The sequence below is a fragment of the Pseudomonas sp. A34-9 genome (assembly GCF_029543085.1).
Classification (GTDB): Bacteria; Pseudomonadota; Gammaproteobacteria; order Pseudomonadales; family Pseudomonadaceae; genus Aquipseudomonas.
Genome location: NZ_CP119967.1, coordinates 1,033,830 through 1,054,728, shown reverse-complemented (window position 1 = coordinate 1,054,728; position 20,899 = coordinate 1,033,830). Strand labels below are relative to the sequence as shown.

The following is a 20,899-nucleotide window of genomic DNA, read 5'->3' as shown; positions in this document are numbered from 1 at the left end:
CTCGCGATTGCGCCAGGTCAGTCAGCATAAATGTTGAATGTCCTTGCGCTATCGCGAGCAGGCTCGCTCCTACAGGGTTCAGCGTTGTATCAAAGGTCGCCGAGGCCGTCGATCAGCGCCTGATTCTGCTCCGGCGTGCCAATCGAAATCCGCAGGAACTGCGCAATCCGCTCCTGCTTGAAGTGCCGCACGATCACGCCCTGCTCACGCAGCTTGGCCGCCAGCCCTGCCGCATCATGCTGCGGATGCCGGGCGAAGATGAAGTTCGCCGCCGACGGCAACACTTCAAAACCCTTGGCCTGCAACTGCGCAATCACCCACTCGCGGCTCTCGATCACCAGGCGGCAGGTCTTGTCGAAATGCTCGTGATCTTCGAACGCCGCTGCCGCGCCGACAATGGCCAGACGATCCAGCGGATAAGAGTTGAAGCTGTTCTTGATCCGCTCCAGCGCCTCGATCAGATCAGGATGCCCGACCGCCAGACCCACGCGTAGGCCGGCCAGCGAACGCGACTTGGACAGGGTCTGCGTCACCAGCAGGTTCGGATAACGGTCCACCAGACTGATCGCGGTTTCGCCGCCGAAGTCGATGTAAGCCTCGTCCACCACGACCACCGAATCCGGGCTGGCCTTGAGGATCTGCTCAACCGCGTCGAGTGCCAACAGGCAACCGGTGGGTGCGTTCGGATTAGGGAAAATGATTCCGCCATTCGGCTTGGCATAGTCCGCCGGGTTGATCTGGAACTGCGCGTCCAGCGGCACCGCATCGTACTGGATACCGTACAAACCGCAATACACCGGATAGAAGCTGTAACTGATGTCCGGGAACAGCAGCGGCTGATCGTGTTGCAGCAAACCGTGGAAGATATGCGCCAGCACTTCATCCGAGCCGTTGCCGAGGAACACCTGATTGCTCTGCACGCCATAGTAATGAGCGACGGCGGTTTTCAGCAGATCGCTGTTCGGGTCCGGGTACAGACGCAGGTTATCGTTGAGCTCGACCTGCATCGCCGCCAAGGCTTTTGGCGATGGGCCATAGGGGTTTTCGTTGGTATTGAGCTTGACCAGTTTGGTCAGCTTCGGTTGTTCGCCCGGCACGTATGGCACCAGATCCTTGACGAACGGGCTCCAGAATTTGCTCATCGCTCAGTTCCCCTGCCCTTGTTGAAAGTCTTCGTCTTTGATGCGGTATTCGGCGCTGCGCGCGTGAGCGCTCAGCGATTCGCCACGGGCCAGCACCGATGCAGTCTTGCCCAGCTCGGAAGCACCGGCCTCGGAGCAGAAAATGATCGACGAACGCTTCTGGAAGTCATACACACCCAGCGGCGACGAGAATCGCGCGGTGCCGGACGTCGGCAATACGTGGTTCGGGCCTGCGCAATAGTCGCCCAGTGCTTCCGAGGTGTGACGGCCCATGAAAATAGCGCCAGCGTGGCGGATCTGCGGCAGCCAGGCTTGCGGGTCAGCGACCGACAGTTCCAAGTGTTCCGGGGCAATGCGGTTGGCGACTTCGATGGCTTGCGCCATGTCCTTCACGTGAATCAACGCACCACGGCCATTGATCGAGGTTTCGATGATGGTCGCGCGATCCATGGTCGGCAGCAGTTTGTCGATGCTCGCGGCGACCTTGTCGAGGAACTCGGCGTCCGGACTGACCAGAATCGCCTGGGCGTCTTCGTCGTGCTCGGCTTGCGAGAACAGGTCCATGGCGATCCAGTCCGGATCGGTCTGGCCGTCGCACACCACGAGAATTTCCGAAGGGCCGGCGATCATGTCGATGCCGACCTGACCGAATACGTGGCGCTTGGCCGTGGCGACATAAATGTTGCCCGGACCAACCACCTTATCGACTTTCGGCACGCTTTCGGTGCCGTAGGCCAGAGCCGCGACGGCTTGCGCACCGCCGATGGTGAACACGCGGTCAACGCCGGCGATGCACGCAGCCGCCAGCACCAGTTCGTTGATTTCACCGCGCGGGGTCGGCACGACCATGACCACTTCGGTCACGCCGGCGACCTTGGCCGGAATCGCGTTCATCAACACCGACGACGGGTACGACGCCTTGCCACCCGGCACGTACAGACCGGCACGATCCAGCGGCGTGACCTTCTGGCCCAGCACCGTGCCGTCAGCTTCGGTGTAGCTCCACGAATCCTGTTTCTGTTTCTCGTGGTAGCTGCGCACACGGGCGGCGGCTTTTTCCAGTGCTTCGCGCTGTGCCACGGTGATCCGCGTCAGAGCCAGCTCCAGGCGTTCGCGCGGCAGGATCAGGTCGGCCATCGAAGCGACTTCGAGGCCGTCGAACTTCTGGGTGAACTCGACCAGCGCCGCGTCACCGCGTTCGCGCACAGCCTTGATGATATCCAGCACCCGCTGATTGACCGAGTCGTCAGACACACTTTCCCAGCTCAGCAGATGATCCAGATGATGCGCGAAATCCGGGTCAGCAGCGTTGAGTCGGCGAATTGCAGTCGGTGCGGTCATAGCGAGAGCCTCATAGGAATGGCAAAAAACTCAGGCGCCCGAAACTATCATTCGATCCGCTTGGGCACCTGAGAATTCTGGCTATGAGGCGGATAGACGGCGCGACCTGGGGTCGCGCAGGTAAATCAGCCGCGGTGTCGCGATTCCACTGCGTTGCGCAGGGTATCGATCAACGCCTGGATACGGGCGTGTTGCATTTTCATCGAAGCCTTGTTGACCACCAGGCGCGAGCTGATCGTGGCGATCAGTTCCTGAGGTTCCAGGCCGTTGGCGCGCAGGGTGTTGCCGGTGTCGACCACATCGATGATCTTGTCGGCGAGACCGATCAGCGGCGCCAGTTCCATCGAGCCGTAGAGCTTGATGATGTCGACCTGACGGCCCTGCTCGGCGTAGTAACGCTTGGCAACGTTGACGAATTTGGTCGCCACGCGCAGACGGCCCTTGGGCTCTGGCGCGCCGATCTTGCCGGCGGTCATCAGCTTGCACTGGGCGATCTGCAGGTCCAGTGGCTCGTAGAGGCCCTGGCCGGTGTATTCCATCAACACGTCTTTACCGGCCACGCCGAGGTCGGCCGCGCCATGCTCGACGTAAGTCGGCACATCGGTGGCGCGCACGATCAGCAGACGAACGTCGTCCTGCGTCGTGGGAATGATCAGCTTGCGGCTCTTGTCCGGATTCTCGGTCGGCACGATGCCCGCTTCAGCAAGAAGCGGCAGGGTGTCGTCAAGGATGCGGCCCTTGGACAGTGCGATGGTCAACATGGGAAACGTCAGTCCTTATCAAGGTACTCATGCCCGGTCGCAATCGGCGCCGGGCACACATCGAGGCGTCTTTACCAATGAAAAGACCACCCTCGATTCGAAACAATTCGTTGGACACGTCCCTGTGTCCCAATCCAGCAATCAGCCCGGAACGCGACGGATCTTGGCGCCCAGCATCTGCAGTTTTTCTTCGATGCACTCGTAACCACGGTCTATGTGGTAGATGCGATCGATCAGCGTATCGCCTTCGGCAACCAGTGCCGAGATCACCAGACTGGCCGAAGCACGCAGGTCGGTCGCCATCACTGGCGCGCCCTTGAGGACTTCAGTGCCGGTGACGATGGCGGTGTTGCCTTCGACCTGGATCTTGGCGCCCATGCGGTGCAGCTCGTACACGTGCATGAAACGGTTTTCGAAGATTGTCTCGATCACCGCACCGGTGCCTTCGGCAATGGCGTTGAGCGAGATGAACTGCGCTTGCATGTCAGTCGGGAATGCCGGGTACGGCGCGGTGCGCACGTTGACTGCTTTCGGACGTTTGCCGTGCATGTTCAGCTCGATCCAGTCTTCACCGCAGGTGATTTCTGCGCCGGCTTCACGGAGCTTTTCCAGAACGGCTTCGAGAATGGTCGGATCGGTGTCCTTGACCTTGACGCGGCCACCGGTCACGGCGGCCGCGACCAGGTAGGTGCCGGTTTCGATACGGTCAGGCATGACCTTATAGAAAGCCGAACCCAGACGCTCGACGCCATCGATGGTGATGGTGTCGGTGCCGGCGCCGGAAACCTTGGCGCCCATGGCGTTGAGGAAGTTCGCCAGGTCAACCACTTCAGGCTCGCGGGCGGCGTTCTGCAACACGCTACGGCCCTTGGCCAGAGCAGCAGCCATCATGATGTTCTCGGTACCGGTCACGCTGACGGTATCGAAGAAGAAGCTCGCACCACGCAGGCCACCTTCAGGCGCCTTGGCCTTGATGTAGCCGCCTTCGACGTCGATGATCGCGCCCATGGCTTCGAGGCCACGGATGTGCAAGTCAACCGGACGCGAACCGATGGCGCAACCGCCAGGCAGTGCGACTTCGGCTTCACCGAAACGGGCAACCATCGGGCCCAGTACCAGAATCGACGCACGCATGGTTTTCACCAGTTCGTACGGCGCGATCAGGGTCTTGATGGTGCGCGGGTCGATTTCGACGCTGAGTTTCTCGTCGATCACCGGCTCAATGCCCATGCGACCGAACAGCTCGATCATGGTGGTGATGTCATGCAGGTGCGGCAGGTTGCCAACGGTCACCGGGCCATCGCACAGCAGGGTGGCAGCCAGGATCGGCAGGGCAGAGTTCTTTGCCCCGGAAATGCGGATCTCGCCATCAAGACGAGCGCCACCAGTAATAATCAATTTATCCATAAGAATCTCAACGCCCTTAGGCTCAGGTGCGCTCGGCCCAGGCCGCGCTGCTGAAAAATTTCATAGTGACCGCATGGATGCTGCCATCGGTGATCCATGGGTTCAAATGGGCATAGATCTGCTGCTGACGCTTCACCGGGCTCAACGCCGCCAGTTCATCGCTAATCACGTTCAGCTGGAAATTGCAGCCTTCGCCCTCAACTTCTACCAACGTTCCGGGCAGCTTTCCTTCAAGGAAGCTCTTCACTTCTACGGCCTGCATGCTCAACCTCAATCGGCGCCCTGTGCGCACGGGTCGGACATCATACAAAAAAGCCCCGCGCCTGCGAACCCCGCATTGGCAGGACTCTGACGGGGGGCTTCTTTATTGATGCGGGTTCAGGGTTGCGCCAACAGTTCGGTCAGTTCACTGACCTGAGCAATTTCGCGCATGTCTTCGGGCATCGCGCGGATGCTGACAGCCTTGCCGGCTGCATTCGCATCGCGCATGAAGCACAACAGCAACGACAAACCGACGCTGCTGGATTTCTGCACCGCCGAGCAATCGATCACCAGCGAAGCAGCCTTGCTCGACTTGATCAGCGCCTGGCCTTCCTTGCGCAGGTCCGCACCGGTGCGATAGTCCAGCACGCCACTGAGCAGAAGCTCGTCGACATCACTCATACGAACTGCGGCCTCACTCATTGTGCTGGCTTCTCGGCAGCTTTATCCGTGGTTTCCTTGGCCTTGGCGACTTCACCAGCCCAATTGTTGATGGTCTTGTCCAGATCATTGCCATTGCGCTGCATGGCGTCGGCGAACTGATCACGGAACAGCTTGCCGATGTTGATGCCATTGATGATCACGTTGCGCAGTTTCCACTCGCCGTTGATCTTCTCAAGCGTGTACTGCACAGGATAGATCGCGCCGTTGGTGCCTTTTACGGTCATGCCGACGCTGGTGCGATCGCCCGACTCGTCCTTGGCCGGATCAACGGTGATGCCCTGGTTGTTGTATTCGAGCAAGGCGTTACCGTAGAACTGGAACAGGCCTTTCTTGAAGTTTTCTTCGAAAGTCTTCATCTGCGCCGGCGTGGCCTTGCGCGAATACTTGACCGTCATGATGCTCTTGGAAATGCCTTCGGCATCCACCACCGGACCGACGATGGTATTCAACGCCGTGTAGAAATCCTGCGGATCCTGCTTGTACTTCTCTTTGTTGGCCGACAGGTCGGCAAGCATCCGGTTCGTGGTGTCCTGAACCAGATCATGCGCGGATTGCCCAGGCGCAGCGTTAGCCATCAGTGGCAATGCCGCGAGCAACACCAACAGGCCACGTCGCAAGGTAGAGATCATTCAAAAGCTCCTCATTTGGCGTCTTTGCTAACGGTATTGAGCAGGAATTTACCGATCAGGTCTTCCAGTACCAGTGACGACTGCGTGTCGTGAATGGTTCCACCATCCTTCAGCGGTTTGTCTTCACCGCCGACGCTGATACCGATGTACTTCTCGCCCAGCAGACCAGCGGTCAGGATAGACGCTGTGGAATCGGTCGGCAGGTTGTCGACCTTTTTATCCACTTGCAGGGTGACCCGACCGGTGAAGCTGTCGCGATCCAGGTCGATCGCCGTGACCTTGCCGATAGTCACACCGGCCATGGTCACTTTGGCTCTGACCGTCAAACCGGCGATATTGTCAAAGTAGGCATACAGTTTATAGGTGTCGGTGGTCGATGTCGGAGACAGACCACTGACCCGCAAAGCAAGCAGCAACAAAGCCAGGATCCCTGCCAGCAGGAACAGGCCGACACCGATTTCCAGGGTGCGGTTTTGCATCAGAAATCTCCAAACATCAAAGCGGTCAGAATAAAGTCCAGGCCGAGGACTGCCAGCGAGGCAAACACCACGGTCTTGGTAGTGGCACGGCTGATCCCCTCGGAAGTGGGCTCACAGTCGTAGCCTTGGAATACGGCGATCCAGGTCACTACAAAGGCAAAAACAATACTTTTGATCACGCCATTGAGCACGTCACTGGTGAAATTCACGCTGTTCTGCATGTTCGCCCAATACGAGCCTTCATACACACCCAGCCAGTCGACAGCCACCCACGAACCGCCCCAGATGCCCACCACGCTGAAAATCATCGCCAGCACCGGCAGGGAAATGAAGCCGGCCCACAGGCGCGGAGCAATGATGTACTTGAGCGGATCGACGCCGATCATTTCCAGACTGGAAAGCTGTTCGGTGGACTTCATGTTGCCGATCTCTGCGGTCAACGCCGAACCGGCACGACCGGCGAACAACAGCGCTGTCACCACCGGGCCGAGCTCACGCAACAGGGTCAGCGCAACCATCTGCCCCACGGCCTGTTCCGAACCGTAGCTCGACAGAATACTGAAGCCCTGTAGCGCCAGCACCATGCCGATGAAGATCCCGGAAACGACGATGATCACCAGCGACATCACGCCAACCGAATGCAGCTGCTTGACCAGCAGGCTGAAACCGCCGCTGATGCCGCCACGACCCAGCAAGGCATGAAACAGGAACAGCGTCGCGCGACCGAACACCGCGACGGCGTCGATCGCCGCCTCGCCGAACCGGCGCACGCGTTCTATTAATGAAATTCTGCGCATCAGCGCTTCCCCAGAAGATCTGCGCGGTAATCCGTCGCTGGAAAATGGTACGGCACCGGGCCATCGGGATTGCCGGTCATGAACTGACGGATACGCGGCTCGTCCGAGTTCATCAACTCGTCCGGCGTCCCCTGCCCCAGCACCTGACCATCACCGACGACATAGATGTAGTCGGCAATGCTCGCGGTTTCCGCCAGATCGTGGGACACCACGATACTGGTGATCCCCAGCGCATCGTTGAGCAGACGGATCAGACGGACCAGCACGCCCATGGCGATCGGATCCTGCCCGACGAAAGGTTCATCGTACATAAGGATCTGCGGATCGAGCGCAATCGCCCGCGCCAGTGCGACACGACGCTTCATGCCACCGGACAGCTCATCCGGCATCAATTCGATGGCACCGCGCAGACCGACCGCCTGCAATTTGAGCAGGACGATGTCGCGGATCATTTCTTCCGGCAAATCGGTATGAACACGCAGAGGGAAAGCCACGTTCTCGAATACATCGAGATCGGTGAACAGCGCGCCGCTTTGAAACAGCACACCCATGTGCTTTCGCGCATCGAACAGATCGCTGCGCGAAAGCGCAGGCAGGTTCTGGCCATTGACCCAGACTTCGCCGCTGGCAGGGCGCAATTGTGCGCCCATCAATCGCAGCAGCGTGGTCTTGCCACACCCGGAAGGTCCCATGATGCCGGTGACCTTGCCGCGCGGGATGCGAATATCGACGTTATTGAAAATGCTGCGCGCACCGCGCTTGAAGGAGACTCCCTTCAGCTCGACCGCGTAGGCGTTATCGGCACTCATCTAAACTCCTTGCGATGCAGCCTCTCACTCGGACGCCTGGCTTTACTTAAAAAGCACGTACATCCCGGGCAGGCCGAACTGGCGGCGAACTATATCACTGCAAAGGCTAAGCGCCCAAGGCTTGTACCAGCCTGTGTTCGGCGATATGACAGGTGCGCAGGCTGTTTTGCCGGGTTTTGGTAACGAGGAATGACAAAGCACGACGAACTTGCGTGAGCCTTTGCAACATAACCGCTATAATCGCCGCCTTTTCATCGGGCTATACGATTTCTGACATGAGCCAATCCAGCGACCTGATTCAATCGGCACAACGCACCATCCAACTCGAAGTGGAAGCCGTACAAGGCTTGCTGCCCCATATCGACGCCGATTTCGTACGCGCTTGCGAGATGATTCTGGCCAGCAAAGGCCGTGTGGTCGTGGTTGGCATGGGCAAATCCGGGCACATCGGCAACAAGATTGCCGCGACCCTGGCCAGCACCGGCACCCCGGCCTTTTTTGTCCACCCGGCCGAAGCCAGCCATGGCGACATGGGCATGATCACTCGCGATGACGTGATCCTGGCCCTGTCGAACTCCGGCTCGACCAATGAAATCGTGACCTTGCTGCCGCTGATCAAACGTCTGGGCATCCAGCTGATCAGCGTCACCGGCAACCCGCAATCGCCACTGGCCAAGGCGGCCGAAGTCAATCTCAACGTTCACGTCGAACACGAAGCCTGCCCGCTGAACCTGGCCCCGACCTCGTCGACGACAGCGGCACTGGTCATGGGCGATGCGCTGGCCGTCGCGCTCCTGGAAGCACGCGGTTTCACCGCCGAAGACTTCGCCTTCTCCCACCCGGGCGGCGCGCTCGGTCGTCGCCTGTTGCTGAAAGTGGAAAACGTCATGCACGCCGGGCAGGAGTTGCCGCAAGTACAGCGCGGCACGCTGCTCAAGGACGCACTGATGGAAATGACCCGTAAAGGTCTGGGCATGACCGTTATCCTTGAAACTGACGGTACACTCGCCGGGATTTTCACTGACGGCGACTTGCGCCGCACGCTGGACCGCAGCATTGACATCCGCAGCGCCACCATCGACCAGGTCATGACCGCTCACGGCAAGACTGCCCGCCCGGAAATGCTGGCCGCCGAAGCCCTGAAAATCATGGAAGACCACCGAATCAACGCATTGGTAGTCGTAGACGAGGAAGACCGCCCGGTCGGCGCCTTCAACCTCTCCGATCTGCTGCGTGCAGGAGTCATGTAATGAGCAACGATCTGCTGCAACGCGGCAAAGCGATCAAACTGGCGGTTTTCGACGTCGACGGCGTCCTCACCGACGGTCGCCTGTACTTCCTTGAAGACGGTAGCGAGTTCAAGACCTTCAACACCCTCGACGGTCAAGGCATCAAAATGCTGATGAACGCCGGCGTGCAGACCGCTATCATCAGCGGCCGCAAGACACCCGTCGTTGAACGTCGAGCGAAAAACCTGGGAATTCCCCACCTGTTTCAGGGCCGCGAAGACAAATTGGTCGTTCTCGACGGCCTGCTTGAGCAACTGGGCCTAAGCTATGAAGAAGTCGCCTACCTCGGTGACGATCTGCCTGACCTGCCGGTGATTCGCCGTGTTGGCCTGGGCATGGCCGTCGCCAACGCCGCCGATTTCGTCCGCGAGCACGCCCATGGCGTAACCCGCGCCCGTGGTGGCGAAGGGGCCGCCCGCGAATTCTGCGAATTGATCCTGCGCGCCCAGGGCCGCCTCGATGCGGCCAACGCCGCGTACCTGTGAGCCAAACCATGTTTAGCAAAAAATTTCGCAACTTCCTGCTGTTCGGCTGTATCGCGGCGATATTCGCCGCGGTGGGCTACTGGAACATCAGTCCGGAACGCTTCCTCGACAAGCCACCGGTGACGTCGGTCGAAACGCCTATCGACTGGTATGCAACCAACACGCATACCCTGCAATATCTGCCGGACGGCAAAGTGCAGTATGAAATGACCTCCGACAAGGCCGAGCACGTCAAGGCAACCGATATCACTCTGGTCACCAAGCCCGACCTGAACATGTACCGCGGAACGGAGTTTCCGTGGCACGTGACCAGCGAGCGTGGCGAAGTGAATTCGGGCGGCACCCAAGTCGAATTGATCGATTCGGTACGCATCAAGCGCACCGATGAGCAGAACCGCGATCTGTTGGTTACCTCCACGCGCATGACCGTGTTCCCTCAGGAGCAATATGCGCAGACCGAGCAACCCGTTAGAATCGACGGCGCTGGCGGTGTATCGACTGGCGTTGGAATGAAAGCGTACCTGAAGGAAAGCAGGATACACCTGCTATCGAACGTAAGAGGACAGTATGAGGCTCGTTAAAACCCTCCCTATTTTGCTCAGTCTGGGCGCAGCACTGGGAAGCGTGAGCGCCTGGGCTCTGCCGAACGATCAGCAGCAACCTATCCGCATTCAGGCCGACGACGCCCAACTGGACGACAAGAACGGCATCGCCACCTACAAGGGTGACGTGATCATCACCCAGGGCTCGATGAAGGTGACCGGTAATACCGTGACCATCACCCGCACCCCGGCTGGCGATATCGATGTCGTGACGTCGGTGGGCAACCTCGCCTACTTCGAACAACTGCAGACCGCTGGCGACACCAAGCCGGTTCAGGGCTGGGGCGTGACGATCCAGTACCACGCCGCGCAGAACCGCGTTGTGCTGATCGACAAGGCCAAGGTGGTCGACAAGGACAACAACACGACTCAGGGCGAGAAAATCGTCTATGACACCGTGAAGAAACTGGCCAGCGCCGGTCGCGCTACCGGCAGCAAGGTCACCGAAGCGCGTCCGCGCATCGATATGGTGATCCAGCCGAAGAAGAAAACCGACGAGAAAACCCAGTAATGGCAACTCTGAAAGCTCAGCACCTGGCCAAGGCCTATAAAAGCCGCCAGGTCGTGCGTGATGTCAGCCTGTCGATCGACAGCGGCCAGATCGTCGGCCTGCTCGGCCCGAACGGCGCCGGCAAGACGACCTGCTTCTACATGATCGTCGGCCTGGTACAGGCCGATCAGGGCCGCGTGCTGATCGATGATCTGGACGTCAGCCACCAGCCGATGCACGGTCGTGCAAAGGCCGGGATCGGCTACCTGCCGCAAGAAGCGTCGATCTTCCGCAAACTGTCGGTGGCCGACAACATCATGGCCATCCTCGAGACCCGCCAGGAGCTCGACAAGGCCGGCCGTCGCAAGGAGCTGGAAAGCCTGCTGCAGGAATTCCACATCACCCACATCCGCGACAACCTCGGCATGAGCCTGTCCGGTGGTGAGCGCCGCCGTGTGGAGATCGCTCGCGCGCTGGCAACGGCACCGAAATTCATCCTGCTCGACGAACCGTTCGCCGGTGTCGACCCGATTTCCGTCGGCGACATCAAGCAGATCATCCACCACCTCAAGGCCAAGGGCATTGGTGTACTGATCACCGACCACAACGTCCGTGAGACGCTGGATATCTGCGAAACCGCTTACATCGTCAACGACGGTCAGTTGATTGCCGAGGGCGATGCAGAGACCATCCTGGCCAACGATCTGGTCAAGGAAGTGTATCTGGGCCACGAGTTCCGCCTGTAAGCGCAACAGTGCCCGGTGCGCCGCCCGGGCGCTGTATCGATTCAAGCAGGATTTAATACGCTTTAATTGTTACAGCGCTCTAGGCAAACACTTCAGTTTCAGGCATATAATTTGCTTAAGTTTGGCGCTTCGGCGCCCTGTAGTGGATGGCGCATAGCGCCGGCGAATAAGGTGTTAAGCCCCTGCCATGAAACCATCGCTAGTCTTGAGAATGGGCCAGCAGCTGACGATGACACCGCAGCTGCAACAGGCCATCCGTCTGCTCCAATTGTCGACCCTGGATCTGCAACAGGAAATCCAGGAGGCTCTGGAATCCAATCCGATGCTCGAACGCCAGGAAGAAGGCGACGACTTCGACAATTCCGACCCCTTGGCTGACAACGCCGAGCAGAAGCCCAATACCGAGATCCAGGAACCGTCCTATCAGGAAACTGCCCCGACGGTGGATAACCTCGAGGAGGGCGAATGGAACGAGCGCATCCCCAACGAGCTTCCGGTCGACACCGCCTGGGAAGACGTCTACCAGACCAGTGCCAGCAGCCTGCCAAGCAGCGATGATGACGAGTGGGACTTCACCACCCGCACCTCCGCCGGCGAGAGCCTGCAAAGCCACCTGCTTTGGCAACTGAACCTTGCACCGATGTCCGACACCGATCGCCTGATCGCCGTGACCCTGATTGATTGCATCAACAATCAGGGCTACCTGGATGAAACCCTCGAGGAAATCCTCGAAGCGTTCGATCCGGAACTGGACATCGAACTGGACGAAATCGAAGCCGTCCTGCACCGCATTCAACAATTTGAACCAGCCGGTATCGGCGCCCGCAACCTCGGCGAGTGCTTGCTGCTGCAGTTGCGCCAGTTGCCTGCCAAGACCCCATGGCTGGCGGAAGCCAAACGTCTGGTCACCGACTATATCGACCTGCTCGGCAGCCGCGACTACAGCCAGTTGATGCGCCGGATGAAGCTCAAGGAAGACGAACTGCGCCAGGTCATCGAACTGGTGCAGAGCCTGAATCCGCGCCCGGGTTCGCAGATCGAGTCAACCGAAGCCGAATACGTCGTCCCTGACGTCATCGTGCGCAAGGACAACGAGCGCTGGCTGGTCGAACTCAATCAGGAATCGGTGCCACGCTTGCGCGTCAACGCCCAGTACGCCGGTTTCGTCCGTCGTGCCGACACCAGCGCCGACAACACCTTCATGCGCAATCAGTTGCAGGAAGCCCGCTGGTTCATCAAGAGCCTGCAGAGCCGCAACGAAACCCTGATGAAAGTTGCCACCCAGATCGTCGAGCATCAGCGCGGTTTTCTGGAGTACGGCGACGAAGCCATGAAGCCGTTGGTCCTGCATGACATCGCCGAAGCGGTCGGCATGCATGAATCAACGATTTCCCGGGTGACCACGCAGAAATTCATGCATACCCCGCGCGGTATTTATGAACTGAAATACTTTTTCTCCAGCCACGTCAGCACCTCCGAAGGCGGCGAATGCTCGTCCACGGCGATCCGCGCGATCATCAAGAAACTGGTTGCCGCGGAAAATCAGAAAAAGCCGTTGAGTGACAGCAAGATCGCTGGTTTACTGGAGGCACAAGGCATTCAGGTGGCTCGCCGCACCGTCGCCAAGTACCGCGAATCCCTCGGGATCGCGCCTTCGAGCGAACGCAAGCGGTTGATGTAAGCCACGTTACAGCGTTCCAGTGGCAGGCTATCCAGCCTGCCGCTTTATGCACTGGCAACGAAGGAGAAGCTGTATGCAAGTCAACATCAGTGGACACCAACTGGAAGTGACCCAACCTCTGCGTTCCTACATCGAGGAAAAACTCCAACGACTGGAGCGACATTTCGACAAAATCACCAACGTGCAAGTCACGATGTGCGTCGAAAAGCTGAAGCAGAAAATCGAAGCCACCTTGCATATACCCGGCAGCGAAGTGGTCGCCAACGCAGAAGATACTGACATGTACGCTGCGATCGACTCACTCACCGACAAGCTGGATCGCCAACTCAAAAAGCATAAGGAAAAGACCCAGAGCCTCCTCCAGGGCGCGACCGGTCGTTAACATCCCTAACCCATGATCCGACTTGAAAGTATCCTGACCCCCGGCCGTTCCCTCGTGAACGTGCCGGGCGGCAGTAAAAAGAAAGCCCTCGAACAAATTGCCAACCTGATCGCCCGCGAAGTGCCGGATCTGGCCATGCAGGATGTCTTCGAGGCGTTGATTGCCCGTGAAAAACTCGGTTCCACCGGTTTTGGTAACGGCATCGCCATCCCCCATTGCCGCCTCAAGGGTTGCGAAGCGCCGATCAGTGCGCTGATGCACCTTGATGCTCCGATCGATTTCGACGCCATTGACGGCGCTCCGGTTGACCTGCTGTTTGTTTTGCTGGTCCCGGAAGCTGCCACCGATGCACACCTGGAGTTACTGCGCCAGATCGCCAGCATGCTGGATCGTAAGGAAGTGCGCGAAAAACTGCGCAGCGCACCGAGTAGCGAAGCCTTGTATCAGGTCGTCCTGAGCGAGCAGAACGGGCATTAATCATGCGCTTGATCATCGTCAGCGGCCGTTCCGGCTCGGGTAAAAGTACCGCTCTGGATGTCCTTGAGGACAACGGCTATTACTGCATCGACAACCTGCCGGCAGGCTTGCTGCCGGAACTGGCCGAACGCGCGCTGATTCACACTGAGCTGGCGCAACCGCTGGTGGCCGTATCGATCGATGCGCGCAACCTGCCGAGTCACCTGACGCGCTTTCCCGAGCTGCTTGAAGATGTCCGGGCCAAGCACATCCAGTGCGATGTCCTGTATCTGGACGCCGACGAAGAAACCCTGCTCAAGCGCTTTTCCGAGACTCGCCGTCGCCATCCGCTGAGCAACGCCAACCGCTCGCTGGCCGAGGCGATCCAGGACGAAACCGCCCTGCTCGGCCCGATCGCCGACCTCGCCGACCTGAAAATCAACACCACCAATCTGAACCTGTACCAGTTGCGCGACACCATCAAGCTGCGCTTGCTGAATCAGCCGGAGCCGGGCACGGCGTTTCTGGTCGAGTCATTCGGCTTCAAGCGCGGCATGCCGGTAGACGCGGATCTGGTCTTCGATGTGCGCTGCCTGCCCAATCCGTACTGGAAGCCGGAACTGCGCGCGCAATCAGGTCTGGATGCCCCGGTGGCTGAATACCTGGCCGCACAGCCAGAGGTCGAAGAAATGTTTCAGGACATCTTCACCTACCTGCACAAGTGGCTGCCACGCTTCGCTGCGAGCAACCGCGCCTACGTCACCATTGCCATTGGCTGCACCGGCGGGCATCACCGCTCCGTCTACCTGACCGAACGTCTGGGTCAGGCCCTGCAGAAAACCCTGAAGAACGTCCAGGTTCGCCACCGCGACCTCACTTAAAGGATTCACACCGCGATGCCTGCTCTGGAAATCGAAATCATCAATAAATTGGGGTTGCATGCACGTGCGTCGGCCAAGTTTGTCGGGGTGGCTGGGCAGTATCCGGATTGCACGATCAGAGTGGGTCGTACACCAGAGACCACGGTTGATGGCAAAAGCATCATGGCGATGATGATGCTGGCGGCTGGCAAGGGCACCAAAATCTATCTGAGCACTGAAGGACATCAGGAACAGGAAGCGCTGGATGCGCTGGTGGCGTTGATCAACAACTACTTCGACGAAGGCGGCTGACAGGCCAACATCAAAAGATCGTCCGAACGCGGCCCGAGCCTTCGGCAGCTCCTACAGGGAATGCATTCCAATGTAGGAGCTGCCGCAGGCTGCGATCTTTTGATCTTCAACCCAACGCGGTATCCATCACCATCATCAGACAAAACCCGATCAACAAGCCAAGACTCGCCAGTTTGTCATGACCATGACGTCGTGATTCCGGGATGACCTCGTGAGTCACTACCAGCAACATCGCCCCCGCCGCCAGTGCCAGTCCCAATGGCAACAATACCTGCGCCAGACTGACCAGCCACGCACACAGCAACGCAAACACCGGCTCGACCAGACCTGATGCCGCGCCAATCAAAAACGCTTTGACCCGCGACATCCCCGCCCCGGCCAACACCAGCGCAATCACCAGACCTTCCGGCACATCCTGCAGGGCGATGCCCATGGCCAGGCTGTCCGCATCCGGCATGCTGCCGCCGGCGGAAACGCCAACGGCCATGCCTTCAGGAATGTTATGGGCAATGATGGCAAATACGAACAGCCAGATCCGCGGCGCAATTACCGGATGCTCCGGCGTGCCCACCAGCGTTTCCGGCGTGGCTGCGGACAACTGACGATCGACCAGATACAGCCCGAATGCTCCAAGCATGATGCCGAAGCAAATCAGGCCACTGGATGACCACGCTGTCAGGCCCAGGCTTTCGGCGGCAGCAATGCCCGGCACGATCAGCGAAAACGCCGTCGCCGCCAGCATCACCCCGGCACCAAAACCCAGCAAGGTATCGCTGAGTGCCTGGGGCATGTGCCGAATCACCAGCACCGGGACAGCGCCAAGCGCCGTGCCGAGGGCGCAGATCGCGCCGCCCTGCAACGCCCGCGACAGTCTCGGTTCCAGATTCAGCCATTCCAGTCCGTGGGCAACCAGCAACGTCATGCCCGCCAACAGCAATAGCGATCCCACTGCGTAACGAAACATACGCCCACTTCCGATCGCCAGTGTTTCAGTGCCCATAGTCAGCCTTGGATTGTTTTTATAGAAGACTTAAACCAGTGCGGCCTGATAGCGCGCAGCAACTTCAGGCCAATTGATCACGTTGTAGAACGCGCTGATATATTCCGGACGACGGTTCTGATAACGCAGGTAATAGGCGTGCTCCCACACGTCGAGACCGAGAATCGGCGTGTTGCCGTTCATCAACGGGCTGTCCTGATTGCCGCTGCTTTCCACGATCAGTTTTTTCTCCGGGGTGACGCTGAGCCAGGCCCAGCCGCTACCGAAGCGAGTCAGTGCGGCTTTGGTGAAGGCTTCCTTGAAACTGTCGAGGCCGCCCAGTTGCTCATCAATCGCCTTGGCCAGCGCGCCATCCGGTTTGCCGCCACCGCCTGGCACCATCACTTCCCAGAACAACGAATGGTTAGCGTGGCCGCCGCCCTGATTGATCACCGCCGCACGGAGTTTTTCCGGTAGTTCCTTGACGCTGGCGACGAGTTTTTCCACCGGCCATTCGGCGTATTCCGTGCCTTCTACCGCCGCGTTGAGGTTGTTGATGTAGGTCTGGTGATGCTTGGTGTAGTGGATCTCCATGGTCTGCGCATCGATGTGCGGTTCCAGTGCGTCATAGGCGTAAGGCAAGGCAGGCAAGGTAAAAGCCATTTCAATGAACTCCATGGTGAAGTGAGGCAGGCGCGCGGCGCGCATTGCCGGTATCCGGGTGCAGCAGGCGCTGGGTGCGCGGGTATTCGCCGTGTTCGCTGATGAAATTCAGCAGTTCAACGTAGGTCTTGCTGCTCTGGCGCAGCGCCGCTTCACGCAGCGCCGGGCGCAGGCGCTCGTCCTGCATGGTTTGCAACAGCCGTTGGTGGATGGCGCAGAGGTATTCGGCGCTCTCCTCCGGCTGATTCAGGCGCAAGTGCAAGTCGGCCAGGTTGTGGTGGGAGATGACGCAGGCCGCCACCGCTTCATCGGCATCTGCCCAGCGCTCGTACAACACTTGCGCCAGAGCCAGGGCTTGCAGGTAAGCCTCACGGGCGTCGATCAGTTCGCCGAGCATGAAGCAGCGATTGGCCCGTTCGATCGTGCGTTTCCAGTGCTCCATGGTGAGCCTCCAAAGCGGTAGCAGGGTTTACACGCCGCCGGCGGTGAGTTTCTCGGGGTTGAGCAACTCTTCCAGTTGGCTGCGCGACAGGTCGGTGTGTTCCAGTGCGACGTCGATCACGGCGCGGCCTTCCTTGTAGGCCTGCTTGGCGATTTCGGCGGCTTTCTGGTAACCGATGATCGGGTTGAGCGCGGTGACCAGAATCGGGTTGCGCGATAGCGCCTCTTTCAAGCGCGACTCGTTGACCTTGAAGCTGGCGATGGCTTTGTCGCCGAGCAGACGGCTGGAGTTGGCCAGCAGTTCGATGCTGCTCAACAGGTTTTGCGCGATGATCGGCAACATCACGTTGAGTTCGAAGTTGCCCGACTGGCCGGCGATAGTGATCACCGAATCGTTACCGATGACTTGCGCGGCCACCATGGCGGTGGCTTCCGGGATCACCGGATTGACCTTGCCCGGCATGATCGACGAGCCCGGTTGCAACGCTTCCAGTTCGATTTCGCCGAGGCCAGCGAGCGGGCCGGAGTTCATCCAGCGCAGGTCGTTGGCGATTTTCATCAACGACACAGCGGTGGCTTTTAGCTGACCGGAGACGGCGACGGCGGTGTCCTGCGAGCCGATCAGCGCGAACAGATCCTTGCCCGGGATGAATTGCACGTCAGTCAGTTGGCTCAGTTGACGACTGAAACGAGCGGCGAATTCAGGATGTGCGTTGATCCCGGTGCCGACCGCCGTGCCACCCTGCGCCAGGGATTGCAGGCTTGGCAGCAAATCCTGCAGGTGAGCGATGTTGGCTTTGAGTTGCTGCGCCCAGCCGTTAAGCACCTGGCTCATGCGCACCGGCATCGCGTCCATCAAATGCGTGCGGCCGGTTTTGACGTGGTGATGCACTTGCCCGGCCTTGTGCTCGATCACTTGCACCAGGTGCAGCAGCGCCGGCAGCAATTGTTCGTGCAGGGCCAGCGCGGCGCTGACGTGGATGGTGGTCGGGATGATGTCGTTGCTGCTCTGGCCGCAGTTGACGTGATCATTGGCATTCACCGGCTCATCGAGCAGGCGACTGGCCAAAGTAGCGATCACTTCATTGGCGTTCATGTTGGAACTGGTGCCGGAACCGGTCTGGAAGATATCCACCGGAAAATGCTGCATGAAATCGCCTTCGAGCAGGCCTTGCGCGGCGTCGCTGATGGCTTTGCCCTGAGCCGCTGTGATCTGCTTGAGTTCAACGTTGGCGCGGGCGGCAGCGGCTTTGGCGAGGATCAGTGCGCGAATGAATTGCGTCGGCATCGGCTTGCCGCTGATCGGGAAATTATCCACTGCGCGCTGGGTTTGCGCGCCGTAGAGAGCGTTCACCGGCACCTGAAGTTCGCCCATGCTGTCGCGCTCAATACGTGTCTTGGTCATCGGTAGATCCTTGGACTAATTCAATGAGAGAAATCGAGGGAAGCAACTCGCAAGTGGCGAGCTGCCAGGTGTAGCGTTGCCAGCGCTGGAGCCGGCAGTTGCACAGGGACAGGCGCTCCATTTCACGCAACGGGCGCCAGGCTTGATCGAGACAGACGCTGCGCCAGTGCCACGGCAACGCGATGTCGGTGGCCGTGTCGAGCAGAAGACGGAAGGAGGTTTCAGCGATGGTCCAGGGAGAAGTGGCCGTACAACAGGCCAGATACCGGCCTTCGGCCAAGTAATGTTCAATCACGCGCGGCTCGTCAGGATCCATCGCGCAACGGATCTGGCGACTCATCCAGCGCCAGCTTTCGAGGTACGGCTGCTCGTGCAAGACAGAACTCATGATCCGGGGCTCATCCGATAATGAGATTTATTATTAGATGATAATGAGAACCAAAACAAGAGCACCTTTGTAGGAGCTGCCGAAGGCTGCGATCTTTTGATTTTGTTTTTTAAAGGTCAGATCAAAGGATCGCAGCCTTCGGCAGCGCCTGCACCGCAGACACAAAAAAGGCGCGCCATCTGATGCGATGGCGCGCCTTTTTGCAGAGCGACCGGGGGCTTAGCTGCCCGCGACGGTCATTCGTTCAATCAACACAGAGCCGGTGCGGATGTTGCTACGCAGCTCCAGGTCATTACCCACAGCAACAATCTGCTTGAACATGTCGCGCATGTTGCCGGCGATGGTCACTTCCTGCACCGCGAACTGGATTTCGCCGTTTTCCACCCAGAAACCCGCCGCCCCACGCGAATAATCGCCGGTGACCATGTTCAGGCCATGGCCCATCAATTCGGTGACCAACAAGCCACGGCCCATACGCTTCAACAGCGCCGCCTGGTCTTCATCACCATGGGTAACGAACAGGTTATGCACCCCACCAGCGTTGGCCGTGCTTGGCATGCCGAGTTTGCGCCCGGAGTACGTGCCGAGGATGTACGACACCAACTCGCCCTTTTCGACGAACGGTTTGGCGTACGTTGCCAGGCCATCCCCGTCATACGAGGCGCTGCCCATGGCGCGCATCAGGTGCGGACGCTCATCGATGGTCAGCCACTCCGGAAACAACTTCTGCCCTAGGGTGCCTTCAAGGAACGACGACTTGCGATACAGACTGCCGCCCGACACCGCCGAGAGGAAACTGCCGAACAAGCCGCCCGCCAACTCTGCGGAAAACAGCACCGGCACCTCGCACGTCGGTACCGGGCGCGCGCCCAAACGGCTCGCAGCCCGTTGCGCAGCACGCTGGCCGATGCTCACCGGATCCGCCAGCAGACTGCCCTGACGGCTCACGTCGTACCAGTAATCGCGCTGCATCTGGCCATCAGCCTCGGCGATCATCACGCAACTCAAGCTGTGTCGGGTCGAGGCGTAGCCACCAATGAACCCGTGGCTGTTGCCGTACACGCGACAGCCCTGATGCGTACTCAGCGTGGTGCCGTCAGCGTTCTTGATCCGCGCATCGGCGTCAAAGGCCGCGGCTTCACAGAGCAGGGCCTTCTCGATGGCCTGCTCCGGCGTGATGTCCCACTCGTGGAACAGATCGAAATCGTGCTGCTCCTTGGCCATCAACGCCGCATCTGCGAGACCCGAGGCTTCGTCTTCGGACGTGTGTTTGGCGATGGCCAGTGCCGCTGCGACGGTCTCGCGAATCGCATCCGGGCCGGTTGCCGAGGTGCTGGCCGAGCCTTTGCGCTGGCCCACGTACAGCGTGATGCCAAATCCCTGATCGCGGTTGAATTCAACGGTTTCGACTTCGCGCTGGCGCACCGAGGTCGACAGCCCCTGCTCCAGCGACACCGCGACTTCACAGGCACTGGCGCCCTGACGCTTGGCTTCGGCGATGATCTGCTCGACTTGTTCCTGCAGTGCCGGCAATGCCTGCGGGCCGACGCTTTCAACTGCACTCATGCTCATCTCCACTCAAATTCTGCTTTCGGCTGGGGTCATCGAGCGACCGGGCCGGACAAGCGGCCCCCGACTGGTTATCATGGC

General features: G+C 59.4%; 26 protein-coding genes. 10 read left to right on the top strand and 16 right to left on the bottom strand.

What is annotated here, in order from left to right; translation table 11 throughout:
• Positions 1 to 89 precede the first annotated feature (89 nt).
• The 10 genes from hisC to P3G59_RS04435 form a co-directional block, all read right to left on the bottom strand.
• On the bottom strand, positions 90 to 1,142 hold the full coding sequence (gene hisC / locus P3G59_RS04480) for a histidinol-phosphate transaminase (protein WP_277760599.1): 1,053 nt from the start codon (positions 1,140 to 1,142) through the stop codon (positions 90 to 92).
• A 3-nt stretch (positions 1,143 to 1,145) separates the two neighbouring features.
• Positions 1,146 to 2,483, bottom strand: a complete 1,338-nt coding sequence (gene hisD / locus P3G59_RS04475; RefSeq protein WP_277760598.1) for a histidinol dehydrogenase — start codon at positions 2,481 to 2,483, stop codon at positions 1,146 to 1,148.
• Positions 2,484 to 2,608: 125 nt separating this feature from the next.
• Complete coding sequence (gene hisG / locus P3G59_RS04470) at positions 2,609 to 3,244, bottom strand: ATP phosphoribosyltransferase (protein ID WP_007912384.1); 636 nt, start codon at positions 3,242 to 3,244, stop codon at positions 2,609 to 2,611.
• A 141-nt stretch (positions 3,245 to 3,385) separates the two neighbouring features.
• A complete protein-coding gene (gene murA / locus P3G59_RS04465) occupies positions 3,386 to 4,651 on the bottom strand; it encodes a UDP-N-acetylglucosamine 1-carboxyvinyltransferase (protein ID WP_277760597.1) in 1,266 nt (421 codons plus the stop codon).
• Between the two features lie 22 nt (positions 4,652 to 4,673).
• Complete coding sequence (locus P3G59_RS04460) at positions 4,674 to 4,913, bottom strand: BolA family protein (RefSeq protein ID WP_007912386.1); 240 nt, start codon at positions 4,911 to 4,913, stop codon at positions 4,674 to 4,676.
• Positions 4,914 to 5,029: 116 nt separating this feature from the next.
• Positions 5,030 to 5,335, bottom strand: a complete 306-nt coding sequence (locus P3G59_RS04455; protein ID WP_277760596.1) for an STAS domain-containing protein — start codon at positions 5,333 to 5,335, stop codon at positions 5,030 to 5,032.
• On the bottom strand, positions 5,332 to 5,985 hold the full coding sequence (locus tag P3G59_RS04450; RefSeq protein WP_277760595.1) for an ABC transporter substrate-binding protein: 654 nt from the start codon (positions 5,983 to 5,985) through the stop codon (positions 5,332 to 5,334). Before P3G59_RS04450 ends, P3G59_RS04455 begins: the two co-directional genes overlap by 4 nt.
• An 11-nt stretch (positions 5,986 to 5,996) precedes the next feature.
• Positions 5,997 to 6,464, bottom strand: a complete 468-nt coding sequence (gene mlaD / locus P3G59_RS04445) for an outer membrane lipid asymmetry maintenance protein MlaD (protein ID WP_007912400.1) — start codon at positions 6,462 to 6,464, stop codon at positions 5,997 to 5,999.
• Entirely contained in the window at positions 6,464 to 7,261 is a 798-nt protein-coding gene (mlaE, locus tag P3G59_RS04440; protein ID WP_007912402.1) for a lipid asymmetry maintenance ABC transporter permease subunit MlaE, read from the bottom strand. Before mlaE ends, mlaD begins: the two co-directional genes overlap by 1 nt.
• Positions 7,261 to 8,070 carry an ATP-binding cassette domain-containing protein gene (locus P3G59_RS04435; protein ID WP_277760594.1) on the bottom strand — a complete coding sequence of 270 codons (810 nt, stop codon included), beginning with the start codon at positions 8,068 to 8,070 and terminating at the stop codon, positions 7,261 to 7,263. The genes mlaE and P3G59_RS04435 overlap by 1 nt, the downstream gene beginning before the upstream one ends.
• Positions 8,071 to 8,345: 275 nt before the next feature.
• Here P3G59_RS04435 and P3G59_RS04430 point away from each other — a divergent pair, with 275 nt between their 5' ends.
• From P3G59_RS04430 to P3G59_RS04385, 10 genes are all read left to right on the top strand, one after another.
• A complete protein-coding gene (locus tag P3G59_RS04430; RefSeq protein ID WP_277760593.1) occupies positions 8,346 to 9,320 on the top strand; it encodes a KpsF/GutQ family sugar-phosphate isomerase in 975 nt (324 codons plus the stop codon).
• On the top strand, positions 9,320 to 9,844 hold the full coding sequence (locus tag P3G59_RS04425; protein ID WP_007912407.1) for an HAD family hydrolase: 525 nt from the start codon (positions 9,320 to 9,322) through the stop codon (positions 9,842 to 9,844). The genes P3G59_RS04430 and P3G59_RS04425 overlap by 1 nt, the downstream gene beginning before the upstream one ends.
• 8 nt (positions 9,845 to 9,852) lie before the next feature.
• The gene (gene lptC, locus P3G59_RS04420) at positions 9,853 to 10,425 is read left to right on the top strand and encodes an LPS export ABC transporter periplasmic protein LptC (RefSeq protein WP_103303116.1); all 573 of its coding nucleotides are present in this window, start codon (positions 9,853 to 9,855) and stop codon (positions 10,423 to 10,425) included.
• Positions 10,412 to 10,957: a lipopolysaccharide transport periplasmic protein LptA gene (lptA, locus tag P3G59_RS04415; protein ID WP_034154485.1), complete on the top strand. Its 546-nt coding sequence runs from the start codon at positions 10,412 to 10,414 to the stop codon at positions 10,955 to 10,957. Before lptC ends, lptA begins: the two co-directional genes overlap by 14 nt.
• Positions 10,957 to 11,682: an LPS export ABC transporter ATP-binding protein gene (gene lptB / locus P3G59_RS04410; protein ID WP_201227965.1), complete on the top strand. Its 726-nt coding sequence runs from the start codon at positions 10,957 to 10,959 to the stop codon at positions 11,680 to 11,682. Before lptA ends, lptB begins: the two co-directional genes overlap by 1 nt.
• A 187-nt stretch (positions 11,683 to 11,869) precedes the next feature.
• Complete coding sequence (locus P3G59_RS04405) at positions 11,870 to 13,363, top strand: RNA polymerase factor sigma-54 (protein ID WP_277760592.1); 1,494 nt, start codon at positions 11,870 to 11,872, stop codon at positions 13,361 to 13,363.
• 73 nt (positions 13,364 to 13,436) lie between these two features.
• Positions 13,437 to 13,745: a ribosome-associated translation inhibitor RaiA gene (gene raiA, locus P3G59_RS04400; RefSeq protein WP_007912419.1), complete on the top strand. Its 309-nt coding sequence runs from the start codon at positions 13,437 to 13,439 to the stop codon at positions 13,743 to 13,745.
• A 12-nt stretch (positions 13,746 to 13,757) separates the two neighbouring features.
• On the top strand, positions 13,758 to 14,222 hold the full coding sequence (gene ptsN / locus P3G59_RS04395; protein ID WP_122597938.1) for a PTS IIA-like nitrogen regulatory protein PtsN: 465 nt from the start codon (positions 13,758 to 13,760) through the stop codon (positions 14,220 to 14,222).
• A gap of 2 nt (positions 14,223 to 14,224) precedes the next feature.
• Positions 14,225 to 15,082 (top strand): RNase adapter RapZ, encoded by an 858-nt coding sequence (gene rapZ / locus P3G59_RS04390; RefSeq protein WP_242205280.1) that lies wholly within the window; start codon positions 14,225 to 14,227, stop codon positions 15,080 to 15,082.
• 15 nt (positions 15,083 to 15,097) lie between these two features.
• Entirely contained in the window at positions 15,098 to 15,373 is a 276-nt protein-coding gene (locus P3G59_RS04385) for an HPr family phosphocarrier protein (protein WP_008085079.1), read from the top strand.
• Between the two features lie 106 nt (positions 15,374 to 15,479).
• Here the strand turns inward: P3G59_RS04385 and P3G59_RS04380 are convergent, their stop codons facing one another.
• The 6 genes from P3G59_RS04380 to pmbA all read right to left on the bottom strand — a co-directional run bounded on the left by P3G59_RS04380 (position 15,480) and on the right by pmbA (position 20,821).
• Positions 15,480 to 16,373, bottom strand: coding sequence for a ZIP family metal transporter (locus P3G59_RS04380; protein WP_277760590.1), 894 nt, complete (start codon positions 16,371 to 16,373; stop codon positions 15,480 to 15,482).
• Between the two features lie 30 nt (positions 16,374 to 16,403).
• Positions 16,404 to 17,015, bottom strand: a complete 612-nt coding sequence (locus P3G59_RS04375; protein WP_277762114.1) for a superoxide dismutase — start codon at positions 17,013 to 17,015, stop codon at positions 16,404 to 16,406.
• Position 17,016: 1 nt separating this feature from the next.
• Positions 17,017 to 17,457: a hypothetical protein gene (locus P3G59_RS04370; protein ID WP_277760589.1), complete on the bottom strand. Its 441-nt coding sequence runs from the start codon at positions 17,455 to 17,457 to the stop codon at positions 17,017 to 17,019.
• Between the two features lie 27 nt (positions 17,458 to 17,484).
• The gene (locus P3G59_RS04365) at positions 17,485 to 18,861 is read right to left on the bottom strand and encodes a class II fumarate hydratase (RefSeq protein WP_277760588.1); all 1,377 of its coding nucleotides are present in this window, start codon (positions 18,859 to 18,861) and stop codon (positions 17,485 to 17,487) included.
• Positions 18,842 to 19,249: a FagA protein gene (locus P3G59_RS04360; protein WP_277760587.1), complete on the bottom strand. Its 408-nt coding sequence runs from the start codon at positions 19,247 to 19,249 to the stop codon at positions 18,842 to 18,844. The genes P3G59_RS04365 and P3G59_RS04360 overlap by 20 nt, the downstream gene beginning before the upstream one ends.
• Before the next feature lie 219 nt (positions 19,250 to 19,468).
• Entirely contained in the window at positions 19,469 to 20,821 is a 1,353-nt protein-coding gene (gene pmbA, locus P3G59_RS04355; RefSeq protein ID WP_174244432.1) for a metalloprotease PmbA, read from the bottom strand.
• Between the last annotated feature and the right edge of the window lie 78 nt (positions 20,822 to 20,899).

Coding starts and splice junctions, on each gene's coding strand:
- P3G59_RS04405 (WP_277760592.1), top strand. CDS start 11,870: ATGAAACCATCGCTAGTCTTGAGAATGGGCCAGCAGCTGACGATGACA.
- hisG (WP_007912384.1), bottom strand. CDS start 3,244: ATGTTGACCATCGCACTGTCCAAGGGCCGCATCCTTGACGACACCCTG.
- P3G59_RS04380 (WP_277760590.1), bottom strand. CDS start 16,373: ATGGGCACTGAAACACTGGCGATCGGAAGTGGGCGTATGTTTCGTTAC.
- P3G59_RS04370 (WP_277760589.1), bottom strand. CDS start 17,457: ATGGAGCACTGGAAACGCACGATCGAACGGGCCAATCGCTGCTTCATG.
- P3G59_RS04385 (WP_008085079.1), top strand. CDS start 15,098: ATGCCTGCTCTGGAAATCGAAATCATCAATAAATTGGGGTTGCATGCA.
- P3G59_RS04460 (WP_007912386.1), bottom strand. CDS start 4,913: ATGCAGGCCGTAGAAGTGAAGAGCTTCCTTGAAGGAAAGCTGCCCGGA.
- mlaE (WP_007912402.1), bottom strand. CDS start 7,261: ATGCGCAGAATTTCATTAATAGAACGCGTGCGCCGGTTCGGCGAGGCG.
- P3G59_RS04425 (WP_007912407.1), top strand. CDS start 9,320: ATGAGCAACGATCTGCTGCAACGCGGCAAAGCGATCAAACTGGCGGTT.
- murA (WP_277760597.1), bottom strand. CDS start 4,651: ATGGATAAATTGATTATTACTGGTGGCGCTCGTCTTGATGGCGAGATC.
- hisD (WP_277760598.1), bottom strand. CDS start 2,483: ATGACCGCACCGACTGCAATTCGCCGACTCAACGCTGCTGACCCGGAT.
- P3G59_RS04375 (WP_277762114.1), bottom strand. CDS start 17,015: ATGGCTTTTACCTTGCCTGCCTTGCCTTACGCCTATGACGCACTGGAA.
- pmbA (WP_174244432.1), bottom strand. CDS start 20,821: ATGAGCATGAGTGCAGTTGAAAGCGTCGGCCCGCAGGCATTGCCGGCA.
- mlaD (WP_007912400.1), bottom strand. CDS start 6,464: ATGCAAAACCGCACCCTGGAAATCGGTGTCGGCCTGTTCCTGCTGGCA.
- P3G59_RS04360 (WP_277760587.1), bottom strand. CDS start 19,249: ATGAGTTCTGTCTTGCACGAGCAGCCGTACCTCGAAAGCTGGCGCTGG.
- P3G59_RS04430 (WP_277760593.1), top strand. CDS start 8,346: ATGAGCCAATCCAGCGACCTGATTCAATCGGCACAACGCACCATCCAA.
- P3G59_RS04365 (WP_277760588.1), bottom strand. CDS start 18,861: ATGACCAAGACACGTATTGAGCGCGACAGCATGGGCGAACTTCAGGTG.
- P3G59_RS04435 (WP_277760594.1), bottom strand. CDS start 8,070: ATGAGTGCCGATAACGCCTACGCGGTCGAGCTGAAGGGAGTCTCCTTC.
- lptC (WP_103303116.1), top strand. CDS start 9,853: ATGTTTAGCAAAAAATTTCGCAACTTCCTGCTGTTCGGCTGTATCGCG.
- ptsN (WP_122597938.1), top strand. CDS start 13,758: ATGATCCGACTTGAAAGTATCCTGACCCCCGGCCGTTCCCTCGTGAAC.
- rapZ (WP_242205280.1), top strand. CDS start 14,225: ATGCGCTTGATCATCGTCAGCGGCCGTTCCGGCTCGGGTAAAAGTACC.
- P3G59_RS04450 (WP_277760595.1), bottom strand. CDS start 5,985: ATGATCTCTACCTTGCGACGTGGCCTGTTGGTGTTGCTCGCGGCATTG.
- hisC (WP_277760599.1), bottom strand. CDS start 1,142: ATGAGCAAATTCTGGAGCCCGTTCGTCAAGGATCTGGTGCCATACGTG.
- P3G59_RS04455 (WP_277760596.1), bottom strand. CDS start 5,335: ATGAGTGAGGCCGCAGTTCGTATGAGTGATGTCGACGAGCTTCTGCTC.
- raiA (WP_007912419.1), top strand. CDS start 13,437: ATGCAAGTCAACATCAGTGGACACCAACTGGAAGTGACCCAACCTCTG.
- lptA (WP_034154485.1), top strand. CDS start 10,412: ATGAGGCTCGTTAAAACCCTCCCTATTTTGCTCAGTCTGGGCGCAGCA.
- lptB (WP_201227965.1), top strand. CDS start 10,957: ATGGCAACTCTGAAAGCTCAGCACCTGGCCAAGGCCTATAAAAGCCGC.